This is a genomic window from Alteromonas sp. R7 (assembly GCF_055755235.1).
This window is the reverse complement of sequence record NZ_JBVTQX010000001.1, coordinates 254,456-274,983: the sequence shown is the minus strand read 5'-3', so window position 1 is coordinate 274,983 and position 20,528 is coordinate 254,456. Positions and strand designations below refer to the sequence as shown.

The 20,528-nt window shown below is 45.1% G+C and carries 15 protein-coding genes; 3 read left to right on the top strand and 12 right to left on the bottom strand.

All coding sequences use genetic code 11. The features are described from left to right. Positions 1–84 precede the first annotated feature (84 nt). The 6 genes from AC0J2X_RS01200 to AC0J2X_RS01175 form a co-directional block, all read right to left on the bottom strand. Positions 85–888, bottom strand: coding sequence for a DUF481 domain-containing protein (locus AC0J2X_RS01200; RefSeq protein ID WP_014950388.1), 804 nt, complete (start codon positions 886–888; stop codon positions 85–87). Positions 889–1,021: 133 nt separating this feature from the next. After that, the gene (locus AC0J2X_RS01195; protein ID WP_252118933.1) at positions 1,022–1,846 is read right to left on the bottom strand and encodes an HDOD domain-containing protein; all 825 of its coding nucleotides are present in this window, start codon (positions 1,844–1,846) and stop codon (positions 1,022–1,024) included. 40 nt (positions 1,847–1,886) lie between these two features. Then, positions 1,887–2,177 carry a DUF1289 domain-containing protein gene (locus AC0J2X_RS01190; protein WP_039228189.1) on the bottom strand — a complete coding sequence of 97 codons (291 nt, stop codon included), beginning with the start codon at positions 2,175–2,177 and terminating at the stop codon, positions 1,887–1,889. A 271-nt stretch (positions 2,178–2,448) separates the two neighbouring features. Then, on the bottom strand, positions 2,449–3,159 hold the full coding sequence (locus tag AC0J2X_RS01185) for an SIMPL domain-containing protein (protein ID WP_014950391.1): 711 nt from the start codon (positions 3,157–3,159) through the stop codon (positions 2,449–2,451). Between the two features lie 163 nt (positions 3,160–3,322). Further along, positions 3,323–6,445, bottom strand: coding sequence for an efflux RND transporter permease subunit (locus tag AC0J2X_RS01180; RefSeq protein ID WP_014977213.1), 3,123 nt, complete (start codon positions 6,443–6,445; stop codon positions 3,323–3,325). Beyond that, positions 6,445–7,722, bottom strand: a complete 1,278-nt coding sequence (locus tag AC0J2X_RS01175) for an efflux RND transporter periplasmic adaptor subunit (RefSeq protein ID WP_061486389.1) — start codon at positions 7,720–7,722, stop codon at positions 6,445–6,447. Before AC0J2X_RS01175 ends, AC0J2X_RS01180 begins: the two co-directional genes overlap by 1 nt. A gap of 404 nt (positions 7,723–8,126) precedes the next feature. On the opposite strand from AC0J2X_RS01175, the gene AC0J2X_RS01170 reads away from it, so the two are divergent. Continuing rightward, complete coding sequence (locus AC0J2X_RS01170; RefSeq protein ID WP_342317698.1) at positions 8,127–9,209, top strand: LysR family transcriptional regulator; 1,083 nt, start codon at positions 8,127–8,129, stop codon at positions 9,207–9,209. Between the two features lie 157 nt (positions 9,210–9,366). On the opposite strand, the gene lpdA is transcribed toward AC0J2X_RS01170, so the two are convergent. From lpdA to ampD, 6 genes are all read right to left on the bottom strand, one after another. Further along, entirely contained in the window at positions 9,367–10,788 is a 1,422-nt protein-coding gene (gene lpdA / locus AC0J2X_RS01165; protein ID WP_014950394.1) for a dihydrolipoyl dehydrogenase, read from the bottom strand. A gap of 132 nt (positions 10,789–10,920) precedes the next feature. Next, the gene (gene aceF, locus AC0J2X_RS01160) at positions 10,921–12,969 is read right to left on the bottom strand and encodes a pyruvate dehydrogenase complex dihydrolipoyllysine-residue acetyltransferase (protein WP_342317699.1); all 2,049 of its coding nucleotides are present in this window, start codon (positions 12,967–12,969) and stop codon (positions 10,921–10,923) included. A gap of 21 nt (positions 12,970–12,990) precedes the next feature. After that, positions 12,991–15,666, bottom strand: a complete 2,676-nt coding sequence (aceE, locus tag AC0J2X_RS01155; protein ID WP_039228012.1) for a pyruvate dehydrogenase (acetyl-transferring), homodimeric type — start codon at positions 15,664–15,666, stop codon at positions 12,991–12,993. A gap of 211 nt (positions 15,667–15,877) precedes the next feature. Beyond that, positions 15,878–16,624, bottom strand: coding sequence for a pyruvate dehydrogenase complex transcriptional repressor PdhR (gene pdhR / locus AC0J2X_RS01150; protein ID WP_014950397.1), 747 nt, complete (start codon positions 16,622–16,624; stop codon positions 15,878–15,880). Positions 16,625–16,989: 365 nt separating this feature from the next. Beyond that, the gene (gene ampE / locus AC0J2X_RS01145) at positions 16,990–17,892 is read right to left on the bottom strand and encodes a beta-lactamase regulator AmpE (RefSeq protein WP_342317700.1); all 903 of its coding nucleotides are present in this window, start codon (positions 17,890–17,892) and stop codon (positions 16,990–16,992) included. A 42-nt stretch (positions 17,893–17,934) separates the two neighbouring features. Further along, positions 17,935–18,474, bottom strand: a complete 540-nt coding sequence (ampD, locus tag AC0J2X_RS01140; protein WP_342317701.1) for a 1,6-anhydro-N-acetylmuramyl-L-alanine amidase AmpD — start codon at positions 18,472–18,474, stop codon at positions 17,935–17,937. Positions 18,475–18,657: 183 nt separating this feature from the next. Here ampD and AC0J2X_RS01135 point away from each other — a divergent pair, with 183 nt between their 5' ends. Both AC0J2X_RS01135 and nadC read left to right on the top strand, forming a co-directional pair. Further along, positions 18,658–19,176 carry a retropepsin-like aspartic protease family protein gene (locus tag AC0J2X_RS01135; RefSeq protein ID WP_014977216.1) on the top strand — a complete coding sequence of 173 codons (519 nt, stop codon included), beginning with the start codon at positions 18,658–18,660 and terminating at the stop codon, positions 19,174–19,176. 32 nt (positions 19,177–19,208) lie between these two features. Beyond that, positions 19,209–20,063 (top strand): carboxylating nicotinate-nucleotide diphosphorylase, encoded by an 855-nt coding sequence (gene nadC, locus AC0J2X_RS01130; RefSeq protein WP_014950401.1) that lies wholly within the window; start codon positions 19,209–19,211, stop codon positions 20,061–20,063. The last annotated feature ends 465 nt before the right edge of the window (positions 20,064–20,528 follow it).

Sequence of the window (20,528 nt, the reverse complement as noted above, 5' to 3'; positions counted from 1 at the left end):
GTGCGCAGTGTACATTTTCAAAGCTCTCAGTCAATGCGAACACGGTAAAAAGCCAAAGATAACCCGTTAATTTACACTAATTGACTAAAAAAACTGATAGACCAGCGCCACGGAGGTCTCTGTGCTTAAGGCTGCAACATCTTCGGCGGTGTCTGTTTCATGGTTTAGTATGAAGGATAACTTCATCGCCAGTGAACCGAATACGTTGGCTGAAAGCGAAGTTTCTGACCGCGATTTCATATTTTCTTCACCCGCCTCAGTGCTAACAAACTGCCTTAACTTGGCGCCTGAGCTCCAGTGGTATTTGTATTCGGCGGACGCTCTTACAATGATGCCATCGTTGACTACGCTTTCATTATCTTCTTCAGCTTCAATAAAACTGTAGCCAGGACCAATGCTATAGCGAAACTCACTGTCTTCACTGCGCCAGAGGCGCTGAGACCAGCCCGCTGCCAGCGAAGCACGGTGATCGTAACCGGTAAATTGATCGTCTTCGTAATCACCGTACATAAAAAGACGGCGACCAGGCGTCATTAGTTTATAGTCGAACTGCGCGCTAGTGAAAAAGCGCTGGGCGCTGATGTCCCGCTCTGTTGTTGGCGTACCGCTTTCTTTATAGAGCAACTCTGCGAAGTAGATACTGCTCCAATTTTCTGTTTCATGGTCCGCATTGACCGCGGCTTTCACACTAGCAGCTGAGGTGTTTCCGGTGTTTACAAGTACACCTAGTTCACCGTCTAGCGTAAAGCGAGGAATTTCGTCATCGGTGTCGGGCGTGAAGTCTGCGTGATAGAGGGTTTGTATAAGATCCCTCGCACTTGCGTGCACACACACGCAGCAACAAACAATGCCAACAACAATGCTTGGCCGGAAGATTTTTTTGAACATAATCTGATTTACGTTGAGCTTTATAGTTTTTAGATTACGTCTTAGTACGACGCTTGTTATACCAATCCTCTGGATGAGCTTTACTACATTTTGCTAATTATCAGTAAAGTAACGGAGTTGTTGCACCGAAAGCTCAGTGAATAAGCGACACAATTTTTGCCGTTTCTTGTTCGGCGTATTCAATTGAATTACTTATCACTTCCATGTTGAGACTTACTGTATTGGCTATCTCAGGGGTAAAAAGTTCAATGTCAGCGTAACTTTCTTTATTTAACTGACTTACCGTAATTCGATTTGCTAAACACAGGACGCAGATATCTACATCAGATTTATGTTTAGCTTCATCATTCATGAACGTTACCGGATAGTACAACCCAATAGGTAAGCACCAATTTTCTAGTATGATACCGCTGCATTGAGCAAACGTAAAACCGAAATGCTCCAACTGATTAACGTGAGGCAACACGTTCGTCTCAGCATTCAGGTATGACTGGTAGCGTTTAGTTTCTTTCTTGGCCACGACCAGCTCACTTAAGTTTTGCAATATACCCATTACAAAGAAGCGTTCTGCTCCGCGCACGTTAAGTCTCATCGCAAGACTTTTGGCCACCATGCCGCAATACACTGATGCATACCAATGTTTGTCTAAATTTATTAACTTAGTATCAAAGCGTTTAAATGCTGTGCTGGCAGTTTCTGCAATTACCAAGTTATACAGGGCTTCGCCTCCAATCACACTGATTGCTTTGGCAACAGATTCTACTTGAGAAGGAAACCGAAACAGCGAGCTATTTGCCAGCCTTAGTACCTTCGCGGTAAGAGAGGGATCAGCACTAATAAGCTCGCCAATATCCTCGGCGCTGGAACGGGGATCGTCTAATGTTGAACGCAGGCGCACGCATATATCCGGTAACGTAAATGATTTCGCGGCATACGAAACATACTTATCTAACGACATCTAGAAACTCTCAGTCTACTTTTTACAAACTCAAGGCCGCTTATTCTGAACTTGGCGGATCATCAAACAGCGTGAACTGCCCAATTGATTCCCCCAGCTCTTTTTGCTGTTGCTTGCGAGCGCGCGTCAGCACCGCTTTTTTGCGCCGAGCACAGGCGCTGATTATTTTACGTTTAGTTGCATCATCAACCTTAAGCCAGTACAGGCGCTCGTCGCGACTTCGATAGCACCCTTTACAGAAACCCCTTGGACCTGACTCACACACACCAATGCATGGGCTTGGAATTTCAAAAAACTCCAGCTGTTGGGATTGTGATTTTTGTTCCGTCATGTCAGTGGCATAACCTTCAAAAGGTGAAACGAATACCACTTGGGCTGCATTTTCAAGCAAGCAACAGTGGCCACGCTTTAGCTTTATCAATATAAATTAAAACGCATACTCCAACATCTAGCCACTAGACATTAGCAGTAAGGCATTCCAATCATCTAAGCCACGCTGCTTTAAAACTAAGCAATTCGACTCGCAGGCCTTTTCGATATGACAAAGCATAGCACGAAATACGGCCTGTTGACTGCTACACCATGTTCGAAAGCCTGATGCGCTAGTCGATAAGTGTGTATTCGATAGTAGAAACCACGCGCACTTTCTTTATATGTGGATGATGACTATCGCGACTAGAAATACTGAACTGCCCTTGATTAGCGCGCTTAATTTTGCCCAACGTACTTTTTGAATCTTTGGCAAATTTTTCCGCAACCTCTCTCGCATTGAGCGTAGCTTCTTCAATCATTTCCGGCTTTACTTCGTTTAAGCGGGTAAATACATAGTCGGGCTGAGCGCGGTAGCTTTGGTCTGATAATACAATACCAGTTTTAATTAACTCCCCAATTTGCTGCATAAGCGCTCGCACCTTTTCAACATCATTTGAAAAGACAGTAACGGTTTGAATGGCACTGTAGCGAAATGGCGCTTTTTCACTACTTCCATATTGTTGTGCCAATTTGTCATTTATTTCTGGCTTTCCAATAGTAATGCTTTCTGCTGAAATGCCCTTCTCTTCTAAAAAGTTAGCTACCTGAAGGCTATTCTTTTCAATATGTTCATACAGTTGAGGTAAGTCATTGCCCGCGTCGACAAATTGAATAGGCCAAATAACCTGATCAGCAATGTATTCTCGCTCTGACAATCCTTTTACGGTTACTACTCTATCCCACGTTTGCATATCGTTCATGGCAGAAGACACCTGAACACCAAGCAAAGACACAGCAACCACCATGCCCATCGCCATTACTATCGCCGCACCTATTTTCATTCGAATCTCCATTCTGTCTGTTTTCAACAGGATACAAGCGAATATAAGCTTTTCGGTTTCACAAAACGAGATAAAAGCTGACCAATGGTGGCAAAAAAAAGGCCACTCAAATGAGTGGCCTAAAGAGCCCCTTAAGAGGGCAACGCTTGGGTAGACGGGAGAGTTAACCTTTACGCTGTATCAGGTAATAAAATACCGGAGTTAAGATAAGTCCAAATACGGTAACACCAATCATGCCTGAGAATACTGCCACACCCATGGCCTGACGCATTTCAGAGCCGGCACCGGTTGATACCGCCATTGGCAGCACACCCATGATGAAAGCAATGGATGTCATTAGTATTGGACGAAGACGTAATCGACTTGCTTCTTTAATGGCTGAAAGCGCGTCCATCCCCTTGTCTTGTAGCTCTTTTGCAAACTCGACAATAAGAATGGCGTTCTTCGTTGCAAGGCCAACCAGTACAATCAAACCTATTTGGGTAAAAATATTGTTGTCGCCGCCATAAACTTGCACACCAATAAGCGCGCTCAGCAAGGTCATGGGAACAATCAATATGATTGCCAGTGGCAAACGCAGGCTTTCGTATTGTGCAGCCAGTACTAAGAACACCAAAAGCACAACTAATGGGAATACAAACGCTGATGCATTACCCGCTAATATTTGCTGATAGGTGATCTCAGTCCACTCGTAAGTCATGCCAAGTGGTAACGTTTCAGCCAGTATTTCTTCAATTGCTGCCTTCGCTTGGTCAGACGAATAGCCTGGCGCTGCTGCACCGTTTATTTCAGCGGTGACGTATCCGTTATAGTGCATAACACGGTCAGGGCCTGCACTGTGCTCAATGTTCAAGAATGAGCCAAGCGGGATCATCTCACCTTGTGCATTACGTACTTTAAACTGCGTAATGTTCTCAATATCCTGACGGTATTGGGCATCAGCTTGTACATTTACTTGGTAAGTTCTACCGAACAAGTTGAAGTCGTTCACGTATAACGAACCTAAGTAGCCCTGCATGGTGGTAAACAAGGTATCGATGTTTACACCTTGGCTTACCGCTTTTTCACGGTCTACATCCACATCGAGCTGAGGTACAGCAACAGTGAAGCTAGTGAATGCATCGGTAAGCGCTGGGTGTGCCCACGCTTTGCCAATCACTTCTTGCGTTACGCGCTCAAGTTCTTCAAAGCCTAGGTTTCCTCTGTCTTCAACCTGTAAACGGAAACCACCAATCGTGCCTAACCCCATTACTGGTGGCGGCGGGAATATTGCCACAAAGGCACCTTTTATAGACCCAAAGTTCTGGTTAAGCTGGGCAGCAATAGCGCCACCAGATAGATCAGGCGTCGTTCTTTTATCAAAGTCAGTCAGCGTTGCAAACAACACGCCTGAGCTTGGACTATTGGTAAACCCGTTAATATTCAAGCCAGGGAATGCAATTGCATCTTCAACACCAGGGTGTTCCATAGCAATACGAGACATTTCACGGATCACTTCTTCAGTTCTGTCTAAGCTTGCTGCATTTGGCAGTTGAGCAAAGGCGACCAAATACTGCTTATCTTGCGGCGGAACATAGCCTGTTGGTGTATTGGCAAACTGGAAGTAAGTGAGCCCTAACAGACCCGCGTAAAGCACCATGATGATACTGCTCTTACGGATAAGCCCACCCACAGCACCAGTGTAGCGCTTTGAATTACGGTCAAAGAAACGGTTAAACGGTGAAAATACAAAGCGGCCAAACACTTTATCCATTAAACGGGTTAACCAGTCATTCGCTTTACCGTGAGGTTTCAACAGCAATGCAGATAACGCAGGGCTAAGCGTTAACGAGTTAATTGCAGAAATTACCGTAGAGATAGTAATTGTTAGCGCAAACTGTTTATAGAACTGTCCAGTAAGACCGCTCATGAAAGCAGTAGGTACGAATACCGCAGCAAGTACCAGTGTTGTGGCAATGATAGGACCGGTTACTTCTTTCATTGCCTGTACGGTGGCTTCAAACGGCGCTTTGCCTTCAGAGATATTACGCTCTACGTTTTCGACAACAACGATGGCGTCGTCCACAACAATACCAATTGCCAACACTAAACCAAACAGCGACAGTGCATTCAGCGAGAAGCCCATTAGCTGCATAAAGGCGAACGTTCCCACAAGTGAAATAGGCACTGCAACGAGTGGGATAATAGACGCACGCCATGTTTGTAAGAACAGTACAACAACAAGTACAACTAACAATACAGCTTCAAGAAGTGTACTAATTACCGCTTCAATCGAACCGCGAACAAATACGGTAGGGTCGTAGGCAATTTCGTATTCAAGGCCTTCAGGGAACGCCTTAGACAGTTCCGCCATTCGAGCGCGAACGTCATCTGAAATTTGGATTGCATTAGAGCCTGGTGCTTGGAAAACCGGCACCGCTGCCGCAGGGTTATTGTTAATAAGTGAACGCAGTGCATAAAACTCTGAACCTAGTTCAATACGCGCAACGTCTTTAAGACGGGTTATTTCGCCATTCTCACCCGACTTAACAATAATATTTTCAAATTCGGCTTCATCTTTTAAACGGCCGCGCACATTGATAAGCAGCTGAAATTCGCTGGTACCCGTAGGCTGTGCGCCTAGGCTACCTGCCGCCGCTTGCTGGTTTTGGTCGGCAATAGCTGCTGCCACATCGCCAGGGTTTAACTGGAGCGCAGCCAGTTTGTTAGGGTCTAACCATACTCGCATGCTGAATTCACCAGCACCGAACAGACGCACTTGCCCAACGCCATTGATTCGCGCTAGCTCGTCTTTAACAAACTGATCAGCATAGTTTGAAAGATAAAGCATGTCATAACGATTATCAGGCGACGTCAGGTGCACTACCATGGTTAAATCTGGTGAAGATTTTTCAGTTACCACACCTAAACGCTGTACTTCTTGAGGTAAACGCGGTGTCGCGCGATTTACTCGGTTTTGTACCAGCGTTGTGGCTTCATCTGGATCCGTACCAATGGCAAACGTAATTGTTAGCGTCATACGGCCATCACTGGTTGCCTGTGATGACATATACAGCATGTTTTCAACACCGTTAATTTCTTGCTCTAGCGGCGTTGCAACTGTTTCCGCGATAACCTCTGGGTTTGCACCGGGATAATTCGCAGTTACCACCACGGTAGGCGGCACTACTTCTGGGTATTCAGTGATAGGTAGTTGCCAGACAGCAATTGCACCACCTATAAAAATAAGTAGGGAAAGCACGCCCGCAAAAATCGGGCGGCTAATGAAAAACTGCGAAATGTTCATTACTTAAGACCTGCTGTTGCTGTACCTGTGGCAAATGAACCACCAGATAAAACATCCTCATACTGCGCCATGTTTTGGGTTACTTGTGTTGCATTATCAACACGTGACTGCCAGCTAGATAAGTTTGCCAAAGCATCTTCATCACCCATAGGCACTTCGTTAGCGGCAACTTGGGCACCAGGGCGAACGCGCTGTAAGCCATCAACCACAATGGTGTCGTTTTCATTCAAGCCGCTTGTGATGATGCGCATGCTGCCCACTTTGTCGCCTAGCTTAACCGCACGGTATTCCACTTTACTTTCGTCGTTTACAACCAGTACAAACTTATTATTAAGATCTGTGCCGATAGCTTTTTCTTTAATAAGAATGCCCTGTTCATCGGTGTCACCTGCCAATTTTAAGTGTGCAAATAATCCCGGAATTAAGCGACCTTCTTCATTATTGAATACGGCGCGAACGCGAAGTGTGCCGGTGCTACCGTTAACCTGGTTGTCGATAAAATCAATTTGACCCCAGTGGTTATAATCAGACTCGTTAGCAAGGCGCATCGCTACTGGCTGCTCGCTCACTGCTGTTGAAGCCGCTGATTTATCAGTTAGATAGTTTAGGTAGGTCTGCTCATCAATATCGAAATACGCATATAAACGGTCGGTTGATACGATGCGAGTCAACTCTGTTTGTCCTGCGGTAACAAAGTTACCTTCAGTGATGTTTGCTCGAGAAATACGTCCAGAAATAGGTGCTTCAACACGAGCAAAGCCGCGATTTAGGCGCGCTACTTCAAGTGCTGCTTGCGTTTGGTTTAAGCTCGCAAGCGCTTGGTTTTTCTCAGCTAAACGGGCATCAAGAACTTCTTCAGAAACCGCTTGGGTTTTACGAAGTTTAAAAGCACGGCCATAGTTTTGCTCAGCCAACTGAACACGACTTTTGGCTTCTTCAAGCTGTGCAGTCAATCGATCAACTTCTGCTTTAAACGTGCGGTTATCAATCAAGAATAGAGTTTGCCCTTGTTCGACATATTCGCCTTCATCAAATGCAACAAAGTCAATATAGCCCGACACGCGAGGGCGAAGCGCAACAATTTGCGGAGACTCTAAACGACCTGTAAAATTATCCCACTCGGTTAAACGCTGAGACACAACCGTTGCCACATCAACAGGAACACCAGCATTTGCGCCAGCGCTCATAGATTGACTTGGATCCTGCTCGTCACCACCGCATGCAGCGACAAGCGCAGTTAGGCTTACTATTGCCAATAAACGGGTAAAAGTTTTCATTGCAAGATTCTCTTAAAAATTAAACTAAAGTTTGATGCTGTGCATTATGCATCGCCACCAACAATAAAAATAATTATCTTTTTATATGCAACACATCACATGATGTTATATATTGAAGATCGGGCTGACAGAGATAACTGCTTTTAAAAATTTAGAAGAATGGTTTCGCAGAGAAAATGAGAATAACCGTATAAAAAGCGAGAGCTTAGGGAAATCAACGGTTACAGCGATATAGTGTACCAGTGTCGCTCGTCGCATTCATTTGGAAAATAAATGCTTTTAGCTATAACCTATAACTAAACTATGTCAGTTAAATTACATAGCCAAAAACGAAGTAAACGGCAGCTTTTTTCATCGTTCGATAGATGAAAGTAGATTGTCCGCAATAGACACCGGAGACAACCATGCGTCCACATGATTTAAATTTATTGATGATTTTTGATGCCATCATGACCGAGGGTGCAATTACCCGCGCAGCTGACAGGCTGTCGATGACGCAACCTGCGGTATCTAACGCACTTTCTCGAATGCGCACAGCTTGGAAAGATGAACTGTTCGTTAAAGACGGCCGCGGTATTCAACCTACCTCATTTGCTAAAAATTTATGGAGTCAGATTCAGGGCCCTTTAGGCGAGCTTGAAGTCGCCGTTAACCCAACTAACTTTAACCCTGCAACGGCTAAGCGTACCTTTCGTATAGCTGCAACTGACAGCATCGTTTCTATGGTGTGGGGGCCGCTACGCAAAGTTATTGAGAATGAAGCGCCTGGTATTAACATCCATGCCATTCCTAATTACGACATGGAAACCGATAAAATACTCAAAGATGCTGAAGCAGAGCTCACTTTCTCTAAGTATCAGGAGCCTGGCTCTGTTATTCGTGCCGAACATGTTCTCGACCCAAGCTGGGTTGTGGTTATGCGCCCCGATCATCCATTAGCAAAATCTCAATTGACTTTAGAAGACTTTGTTGCGGCTGACCACCTTCTAGTTTCTGTTACGGGTGATGTGACTGGCCCTACAGATCAGGTGCTGGCGAATTTAGGCCTTAAACGCCGCGTGGCAATGTCAGTAAACCAGTTTTATAACGCTACACCGTTATTAAAAGAGAGCAACCTTATTTGTGTAGCACCGTCTTTGGTAATGGAAAAAGAAATTTTCTCAGGGGAATTGGCGGTATTTGAAACGCCAATAGAAATTGTCAGCTCTCCGCTGTCTGTAATGTGGCACAAACGTCAGGATCAAGACGCGGGTTTACAGTGGCTTAGAGGACTCGTAGTTAGATTTATTCGCGAGCGTGTACAACGTCATGAAATGCTGCTCTCTCAATGCTGTAGAAAAGCCTATTGCGCCGAAACGGTTAAGCGCTTTATGGACCAGCGCAATATGGATTGTGAAGAGTTTACGCCTGCGCATTTGAAAACGCCCAGCAATGATGAAATGGACAAAAGACTCGACACCGTAGCGGTTGGAAAAGAAACGGCTTAATACTAGCCTGCTTAGATAACTACCCACTCGGCGAGACTTAACATGTTCGTCATCGCGTTGTGTTATCGCAGGTAAAGTGGTTCTAAAACATTCAAAGCCCTAATAAAAAAAACCGCTCAATGAGCGGTTTTTTCATAGTTCGAACAAAGAAGCTAATTTACTTCTTTTTCTTCGCTTTCGGGTTTGGCAGGTCAGTAATACTTCCTTCGAAGATTTCAGACGCAAGACCAATTGATTCGTTAAGCGTTGGGTGAGCATGGATAGTCAATGCTACGTCTTCAGCATCAGCACCCATCTCAATAGCTAGGCCGATTTCGCCAAGCATTTCGCCCGCGTTGGTACCTACCATAGCACCACCGATTACGCGGCCCGTTTCTTTTTCGAAAATCATCTTAGTCATACCGTTAGTTGCATCAGATGCAATTGCACGGCCTGAAGCAGCCCATGGGAACGTTGCTGTTTCATAGCTTACGCCCTGCTCTTTCGCTTCTTTTTCAGTTAGACCAACCCAAGCAACTTCTGGCTCAGTGTACGCTACTGAAGGAATAGCACGTGGGTCGAAGTAATGCTTCTGTCCAGCAATAACTTCTGCTGCAACGTGACCTTCGTGAACCGCTTTGTGCGCAAGCATTGGCTGACCTACAAGGTCACCAATTGCGAAGATGTGGTCAACGTTAGTACGCATTTGCTTATCAACGTTGATGAAGCCACGCTCGTCAACGTTTACGCCAGCTGCATCTGCGCCAACTAGCTTACCGTTTGGCTTACGACCAACAGCAACAAGTACTTTGTCGTAGCGCACTGGCTCAGCAGGTGCGTTCTTACCTTCAAATGTTACGTACAAGCCATCGTCTTTTGCTTCAACCGCAGTCACTTTGGTTTCAAGCATGATGTTAAACTTGTCTTTGTAGTCTTTCATGAACACTTTCATGATGTCTTTGTCAGCTGCTGGAATTAGCTGATCTAAGAATTCAACTACATCAATGTTCGAGCCAAGTGCTTCGTACACAGTACCCATTTCTAGACCGATGATACCACCGCCTAGTACTAGCATTTTCTCTGGAATGTCTTTCATTTCCAGTGCGCCAGTTGAGTCAATTACACGATCATCTTCTGGGATGAACGGTAGGCTTACTGGCTCAGAACCCGCAGCGATAATCGCTTTCTCGAAAGTAATAGTAGTAACGTCGTCACCATTTTTTACTTCTAGGGTGTTTGCGCCTGTAAATTTACCGAAGCCTTGTACATGCTTGGTTTTACGCATTTTAGACATACCGCTAAGACCATTCGTTAATTGCTTAACAACGCCGTCTTTGTATTCGCGGATTTTATCTAAATCGATGGTAGGCTCGCCAAACGATACACCGTGGCTAGCAAGGTGCTTCGCTTCTTTCATTACTTTAGCAACGTGAAGAAGGGCTTTTGAAGGGATACAGCCAACGTTAAGACAAACACCACCAAGCGTGTCGCGTGAGTCTACGATAACTGTTTCAATACCTAAGTCAGCCGCACGGAATGCTGCTGAATAACCGCCAGGGCCGCCGCCCAGTACCACCAATTGCGTTTTAATTTCGCTCATTGTGAACCTCAATCCTGTTCTTGTAGGGTCATGCTATTACTTTTGTGTAATAGCATAACCTAAATGCCACCAAATGGGCTTATAAAATCGTCGAAAATGTTACTGATATTGTAAACTTTTTCGACCTTTTATTTAAAGTATGATTCTGCGTAAGTCAGTTAGGTTTGCAGCAACCTCAGTAGAGAATCTTGCACCTACCGCACCATCGATGACTCGGTGGTCGTATGACAGGCTTAGCGGCACCATTAAGCGCGGCTCAAACTCTTTACCATTCCACTTAGGCTTCATCTCAGACTTAGACACACCTAATATGGCGACTTCTGGTGCATTTACAATAGGCGTAAACGCCGTGCCACCAATACCACCTAGACTAGAGATGGTAAACGTTCCACCCTGCATGTCGGCCGCTTTAAGCTTGCCTTCACGGGCTTTCTTAGATGTTTCAATAAGCTCTTGAGACAGCTCCTCAATACCTTTCTTATTCACGTCACGAATAACAGGTACAACAAGGCCTCCCGGTGTTTCAACCGCAATACCAATGTTGATAAACTTCTTAATGATTAAGCTCTCGCCGTCGTCAGACAGTGATGAGTTGAATACTTCGTATTTCTCAAGCGCTTTCGCTACCGCTTTCATAACGAATACTAGTGGCGTGATCTTAAGACCAGACTTAATTTTCGCGTGGTAAGCGTTTTGCTCTTTACGGAATTCTTCAACTTCAGTGATATCTGCTTCGTCGAACTGCGTAACGTGCGGGATAGTCGCCCAGTTACGGTGTAAGAACGGTCCAGAGATCTTTTGAATTCGAGAAAGCTTTTGTTCTTCAATCTCACCAAACTTGCTGTGATCAACAGGCTTAACTGGCACGATTTGAAGTACGTTGTCGCCCACAGGCGCACTGCCTGAAGCTGCTGCTGTGCGAGGTTTCGCAAGCTCAGCTTTCACGTAGGCTTGAACGTCTTCTTTCAAGATACGGTTTTTCGGGCCAGAGCCGTTAACTTGAGTCAGGTCTACACCAAACTCACGAGCAATACGGCGAACCGAAGGAGAAGCATGTGCTTTACCTGTATTCTTGGCTTCTGGCGCTGGAGGCACAGGAGAGCGACCTTGCGAGGCTTCCTGCTGTGACGCTTGTTGAGCCTCGTCTTGCTGTGAGTCTTGTTTAGTCTCTTCTTGCTTAGGCGCTTCAGCAGGCTTTTCAGCTGCACTTGAAGACGAACCACCGCTGGTCTCAAGCTTAACAACCAAGGTGCCTTGCTTAACTTTGTCGCCCGCTTTGATAAAGACTTCTTTAATCGTACCTGCATGTGTTGAAGGCACATCCATGGTCGCTTTATCAGTTTCTAGCGTAATTAGGCCGTCTTCTTTTTCAACGGTGTCGCCAGCTGATACAAGTACATCGATAACGTCAACTTCACCGTCTTCACCAATGTCTGGTACAGCAACTTCAATGGTTTCGTTACTTGCAGACGCCGCAGGCGCTGATTCTTGCTTTGAACTTTCCTGCGCAGCCGGTGCAGATGCTTCAGAAGAAGCATCGCTAGACGCCGATTCACTTGAAGACGAGCCTGAACCCGCTACTTCAAGCTTAATAACAACCGTACCTTCTTTCACTTTATCGCCAGTACTGATGAATACTTCTTTCACCGTACCTGCGTGTGTTGAAGGAACGTCCATGGTTGCTTTATCGGTTTCAAGGGTAATTAGCCCATCTTCTTTTTCAATGGTGTCGCCCACTGAAACCAATACGTCGATTACGTCTACTTCGTCGTCAGAACCGATATCCGGTACTGCAACTTCAATTACTTCGCTGCTGCCAGACGCAGCTGGCGCTGCTTCTGACTTGCTTTCGTCTTTTGGTGCTTCTTGCTTAGGTGCATCTTCTTTAGAAGATTCATCTGAAGCGTTTTCTTCAGACGCGCCTTCATCGGCACTGTCACCATTGGCAACTTTCATTTCACCAATCACATCGCCTTCTTTGATTTTATCGCCTACTGATACAGACAGGCTAACAATCTCACCTTCAAACGGTGCTGGGATGTCCATTGACGCCTTGTCACTTTCAACAGTAACAACGCCTTCATCAGCCTCAATGTTGTCGCCTACGGCAACACATAGCTCGATAACTTCAACTTCGTCACCGCCTACGTCGGGTACGATAATCTTTTGAATATCTGACATATGTAAAATACCTTATCTGGCTTACGCGTAAAGTGGGTTAAGTTTTTCAGCGTTAATTTCAAAACGCTTAATGGCTTCTGCTACCACTTTCTTCTCAACGTCACCGCGCTGAGCCAATTCGTAAAGTGATGCCACCACAATGTATGACGCATTAACTTCAAAGTGAGTACGCAAGTTTTCACGGCTATCGCTTCGACCGAAACCGTCTGTACCTAGGCAGCGGTATTCAGTTTCGATGAACGCACGTACTTGGTCTGAGTAGTTCTTCACATAGTCAGTGGCAGAAATCGCAGGACCTGCGTCTTTCGTAATTACCTGACCAATGTAAGGTACTTTTTGCTCAGCTTCTGGGTTTAGCATGTTCCAGCGTGCTACGTCTTGACCTTCACGCGCTAGCTCGTTGAACGAGGTCACTGAGTAAACGTCAGAAGATACGTTGTAGTCGTCACAAAGAATCTGTGCCGCTTTACGCACTTCGTTCAAGATAGTGCCTGAGCCCATCAACTGAACATTCAGCTTAGACTTGTCATTTTCAACACGCTCAAGCTTGTAGATACCTTTAATGATCTGTTCAGCAACATCATCACCTTCTGGCATTGCAGGATGCTGATAGTTCTCGTTCATCAATGTTAGGTAATAGAAGATATTCTCGTTATTACCGTACATGCGACGTAGACCGTCTTGAACGATAACTGCTACTTCGTAACCATACGTTGGGTCGTAAGTAATACAGTTAGGAATTAGGTTCGCTTGAACATGTGAGTGTCCGTCTTGGTGCTGTAGACCTTCACCGTTAAGTGTGGTTCTACCTGCTGTTGCGCCTAATAGGAAACCACGCGCTTGGCTATCGCCTGCCGCCCATGCCAAGTCACCAACACGTTGGAAACCAAACATTGAGTAGTAAATGTAGAACGGAATAGTGGTAGCGTTACACGTTGAGTAAGACGTACCCGACGCAACCCACGATGCCATTGCACCTAGCTCGTTAATACCTTCTTGTAATACCTGACCTTTCTTATCTTCGCGATAGTAAGCGACTTGGTCGGCATCTTGCGGTACGTATTTCTGGCCTTCATTGGCGTAAATACCTACCTGACGGAACAAGCCTTCCATACCAAATGTACGGGCTTCATCAGGAATAATTGGAACAATACGCTTACCAATTTTCTTATCTTTCAATAGCGCGTTAAGTACACGCACAAACGTCATGGTTGACGATACTTGACGGTCACCTGAACCTTTTAAGATGGCGTCGAATGCACTTAGCTCAGGAATTTCAAGCTGTTCTTCAGCCTGTTCACGGCGAGAAGGCAAGTAACCGCCTAGAGCTTCACGACGCTCGCGAAGGTACTTCATTTCTTCGCTGTCTTCGTCGAACTTGAAGTAAGGCAGGTCAGCAATTTTTTCGTCTGCTACTGGAATATTGAAACGGTCGCGGAACGCTTTAATTGAATCAACGTCCATTTTCTTAACGTTGTGCGCTACGTTTTGTGCTTCGCCTGATGCACCTAAACCGAAACCTTTAACCGTTTTAGCAAGGATTACCGTTGGACGACCTTTAGTATCAATCGCTTTTTGGTAAGCCGCGAATACTTTAACTGGGTCGTGACCACCACGGTTCAAGCGCCAGATGTCGTCGTCAGACATGTTCGCTACAAGTGCCGCTGTTTCAGGATACTTGTTGAAGAAGTTTTCACGGGTGTACTTGCCGCCTTTGGCTTTACAGTTCTGGTATTCACCGTCTACCGTTTCGCCCATAAGCTGAATTAGCTTGCCAGATTTATCACGAGCTAATAGCTCATCCCAGTAGCTACCCCAAATAACTTTCACTACTTCCCAGCCAGCGCCGCGGAACGTACCTTCAAGTTCTTGGATAATTTTGCCGTTACCACGTACCGGGCCGTCTAGGCGCTGAAGGTTACAGTTGATAACAAACGTTAGGTTGTCTAGGCCTTCACGAGAAGCAAGACCAATTGCACCCAAGCTCTCTGGTTCATCACACTCACCGTCACCCATGTAGCAGTAAACGCGCTGACCTGAACAGTCTTTGATACCACGGTTAGTTAGGTACTTAAGGAAGCGCGCTGTGTAGATAGCTTGAAGTGGACCAAGACCCATAGATACGGTTGGGAATTGCCAGTAGTCTTTCATTAAGTGAGGGTGTGGGTATGACGACAGACCATCGCCAGCACACTCTTGACGGAAGTTGTTTAACTGCTCTTCAGTTAAGTTGCCTTCCATATATGAGCGCGCATAAATACCTGGAGAAATATGGCCCTGAGCGAAAATAAAGTCGCCGCCTTGATTTTCGTTAGGCGCTTTGAAGAAGTGGTTAAAGCCAACATCGTAAAGCATAGCCGATGATGCGAAGCTACCAATGTGGCCACCAAGCTCTAGGTCTTTTTTAGATGCACGCAATACAATCATCAATGCGTTCCAACGAATCGCCGCACGGATGCGCGCTTCGATGGTCAAGTCGCCAGGCATTTTTGGCTCTTGCGCTGCTGGGATAGTATTGATGTAGGCAGTAGTTGCGTCATACGGTAGATGCGCTCCGCTGCGACGTGCTTTATCAATAAGTTTTTCGAGTAAATAATGGGCGCGTTCTACGCCTTCCTCTTCTAAAACCGACTCAAGCGCATCAATCCACTCTTTAGTTTCTTGAGGATCTACATCTTGGTGCATCATATCAGACATGGTGCCATCCTATTTTTTGCTTATATAGAAAATCCTCCCTTAGCATTGCCTTTACTCTTAAAGGCGCTAAAAGAAGGAAAACTAAATTACGTTGTACTCACAGTGACCCAATCTGGCTCACCTGCTTTTGCAGTGGCACAGGAAAAACCTGACCGGCCTCTGCGAATGAATAGCTATCTAGCCCTTATCTTATAAAAAGTCAGACTAGTAACTAAATCTCTAATCGTCGCAATGCGCGCTGTACGCGGGTATCGCGTTGATTAATGGTTAATAGCGTTTTTTCAATAAACGCCAAATGCGTATTACATGCCTGACGCGCAGCTTCAGGGTCGCGAGAAGCAATGGCTTCTACAATTTCACGACGCTGCTTAGCAATGTCTTCCACCGCTTCAGGGTGCGCTGCCAGCATGTCAAAGTTTCGTTCAATATTGTCCACCAGCATGCTTTGCATGGTGCTCATTACGTGCAACAACACCATATTGTGTGATGCTCTTGCCATAATGATATAAAACTGTCCTAGCGCCTCAGCTTGGGCACGCTTGCTTTCGTGCGCTTTAGGCGTAGGTACGTCGTTCAGCGCTTGCTTCAATGCGTTGTAATCTTCAGGTTGACCACGAAGTGCTGCATAGTACGCCGCCATCCCTTCAAGCGCATGACGAAATTCAAGCAAATCAAATTGAGTTTCAGGACGCTGGCTAACTAAGTCCATTAGGGGGTCTGTCATGGCAGAATTAAGGTTGCGATTAACAAACGTACCGCCGCCTTGCTTACGTTCTACCAACCCACGTGCCTGTAAATTACCAATGGCTTCCCTAAGCGAAGGTCGCGATACATCAAATTCAAGCGCAAGCTCTCTCTCTGGCGGTAATTTCTGACCAGCCAATAACGTACCGTCGAGTATCATTGACTCGAGTTGCTCGGTAATCACATCAGAGAGTTTTTTTCGCTGCTGCCGCATGCGCTCTACGTATCCTTTTATTTAAACCGTGCTCTATAACAATAGCGACGTTATAAGAGCGGTGAATGTAAAAAATAATCGTGGAATATTTAATCACAAACACAATTGGTAATACCATTTTACCTATCTAGTTTAAGGCAGATCGATTTCGAGGTAAATACTCACAAGCATAGCAAAGCATTTACCTTTTGCTGGGTGTTAAGCTTTATTGTTGAATTTGTTAAGAAAAATCAGTAACCGCAAACTGGTCTGATGAGGAAGGGAGAATGCAGTAATAGGGGCAAAGCGCCTGATCTACATACAATTAATAGATAGACCAAACGCCCTTCTAAGCCAAGTAGGCTAGTAAATTTTAAAAATAATGACTATGCAAGACTACCTACAAGCGTGAGCGCTGATGTTATTACAAGAAGAAAAATAACATTACGTTTTGCTAACTTTACAAGCACCTTCGGTTCTATTGCTGCATTTTCAGCCTGCAACTGCTGTTCATCAGGCGTTAGAATCTCAGCTTTCGAAGAAATTTGTGTAAGCACATCGTATGCAGATACATCGAACTGAAGTGCATACTTAATCCACTCAGGCAACGCTCGTGAGAAATGTCCCATCATCAGCATGCCAAAAGCGGTAACGCGAACAGGAATATAATCAAGCGCAAACATTAATCTGCCAGCAGCGGCTTTTAAAGGGTGATTTGCATCACACAATGCCTCGGTTGTGCTTCGACTCAAGCTATAAAACAGCGCGCCAGGTGCACCAAAAGCAATAAACCACAGCATCACAGCGGCATAGTGTTGATAGTTAAGCCAGGTAAGGTGTTGGCCAAAAGTTTTGCCTTCTGTACCTGCACTTCCGTCACTGTCTGTTTGACTTGCACAATGCCCTAATTGGTCAGTGTACATACTGCACGCCTGAAGGTCACCTCGGTCAGCAGCATTCAAAAAGCTCTTGTAGACGGCTCGCAATGCGGGGCAGCCAATACAGATGAACAAAATTATGCTTTGCTCTATAAAAGTAAGAAATGCGCCAAGTACCCAGTATTCAATTGCTCCCAGCACTACTGTGGGAAGTAAAAGATAGAAATAAAGTGCTATGGATGAGACCTTTTTACTCCCCTCCTCACCTTCATTTCCTTCTTGAAACTTAATCAACCCTTTATCTTGAAGAAAAGCACGATATTGAGCGGCATACTTTTCAATATGCCAATTAGGTGTTTTGGTTATCAACCGCTCGAGGCTGAGAACCAATAGCAAGCTCATTAACATCATAGGTATTGAGTTTCCTTTTTTCTGCAGTGCGGATTAATTAAATTATTTAAACCCAGCAACGCGTATTCTATATCTTGCCCAATCGAAAGCTGCACCAGGGTCAGTTTTTCGCCCTGGTGCTATATCATTATGGCCTACGATACGCCCTAAAGTGATCCGAGGATAGTATCTCGTAATAAAATCAGTGAGTTCGCCAAGGGCTTGGTACTGTGCATCGGTGTAAGGCAACGTATCAGTGCCTTCAAGTTCAATACCTATGGCATAGTCGTTACAGCGGCTGCGGCCTTGAAATGAAGACAGGCCCGCGTGCCATGCCCGCTGATCAAAAGGTACAAATTGTTCTATTTCACCCGTTCGATAAATTACACAATGAGCAGAGACCCGTAGCCCAGCAATTTCTCTATAAAAAGGATGTTCATCAGGATTGAGGGTTCCGGTAAACAATTGGCGAATGCCCGGCGTACCAAACTGTGAAGGAGGTAGTGAAATATTGTGAATCACTAACAGGCAAACGTCTGTGCTGTCAGGACGAGCATCATAATGCGGACTTGCTGTGTACTTTGCTTCGTTGTAAAGCACCATAGTATTTGCTTCGATAATTGATTTTCTGCGTTATAGCCTACATTGTATATGGATATAAGTGTATAGGGCTATACATTGCATTCTAACAAGCTAATCAGCACGTTAGTCCTTTGCTTAAGAGATTACGCCGAGTATTTAGCGATACGAAAAGCGGTGCACCACTATTATAAGAAAGGTAGAAGCATGAATGAACAACAAGACCCGACAGCGTCAACGGGTAAATGGATGGTTGCGCTTGCTTGGATTTGCGGTTTTGGTCTACTGGTTTTTATTTTCTCAGATCTTCTAGAAAAACAAATTAACCCAAATAGCGAACCAACATCAGAGCGTATTGGTTCACAAACCGAAGTCCGACTTAAGCAAAATCGCCAAGGTCACTATGTGACAACAGGTTATATTAATGGTGAGGAAGTCGTATTTCTTGTTGATACGGGTGCCACTGATGTGGCCGTTCCCGCCCATTTGGCTAACAAGCTTCAACTCAAAGCGGGTCGAGAAGGGTTAGCCAGCACAGCTAACGGCGTTGTAAGAGTCGCCGAATCGACCATTGAAACTTTGCGCATTGGTGAAATTGTGGTGCGCGATGTAAAAGCAAACTTAAACCCCGGTATGCAAGATGACCATATATTGCTGGGAATGAGTGTTCTTCGCCAATTAGAGTTTACTCAGCGCGGAGAATGGTTAATATTGCGTACCCTTTAAATACACAGATAGCATAGATCATAGCGATGAAGATGACATCACCAGACATGCAAGCGATTCGAGAGCAAGTATCGAACGCGCTTATTGAAGATCTTGGCGGCGAATTAAATGCTGCAAACGACATTACGGCGAACCTGATAGATGAAAGCGTTAATGCAAAAGCCACTATTATTACGCGAGAGCCTTGCGTGGTTTGTGGAATCGCATGGGCAAACCAAGCATTTGCACTAATCGACGAGTCGGTGTCGCTAACGTGGCATGTAAAAGATGGTGACAAAGTTGATGCCAACACCGTACTGGTTAGTTTGGAAGGCTCTGCTCGCGCGATATTGACGGCAGAACGTACGGCGCTTAACTTCCTACAAACCCTGTCGGCAACCGCCACTGTTACTGCCTTTTACGCTAAGTATTTAGATGGCTCCAACACTAAAATTCTCGATACCCGCAAAACGTTGCCAGGTTTGCGGCACGCACAGAAATACGCGGTGCGTTGTGGTGGTGGTCAAAACCATCGTGTGGGTTTGTTCGATGCATTCTTAATTAAGGAAAACCACATATTTTCTTGCGGAAACATCGAAAAAGCCGTAAGCCGAGCGAAAACAATGATGCCGGGCAAGCCCGTTGAAGTAGAGGTAGAGAATTTAACCGAGCTTGAACAAGCCCTTGGTGCAGGTGCCGACATTGTCATGCTGGATAATTTTTCTAACGAACAGATCCAACAGGCAGTAGCGCTCAACAAAGGTCAATGTAAACTGGAAGTATCAGGAAACATTACTGATGAACGACTGGCGTCTCTCGCTAAGCTAGGCGTAGATTACATTTCATCTGGAGCTTTAACCAAGCACGTTCAGGCCATTGATTTGTCGCTGCGCATTAATTTGTCATAGCAGAGCAAGAAAGATAAAGAGCCAAATTATAAGCTGTAAAGGTGGATTTAACATTAGGTAAGCGAATGTGTTGCTTATCCCCTTGTACTTCCACTTTTATAACGCGGCTTCTTTGTTGCACGTGTTTTATTATAAAGCTAAAGTGTTTCAGTGAAATTTACGTTATCGCAATTATCACTTCCCTATACTGTGGCTTTAATTACTGAGACCTTAATGGTTGAAGTTGCACAGTGATTTTAAATCACCGAGTAGATGTATAATTTACAATACGATTACTCGTCATTCTTTTCGGTCATTTCTCGATAATGCTTTTTGTGTATAGATAGACATACGCACTTAAGTCATTAACTTTTATACGAAAGTTCAAGTGATAAAGCCTGCCAAGGCGCGGCGAACCGTGTCATACTGAAAAAGCTAGACATAGGTATATTTGCCTATACTTGTCAGTAACAAATAAAATTCTAT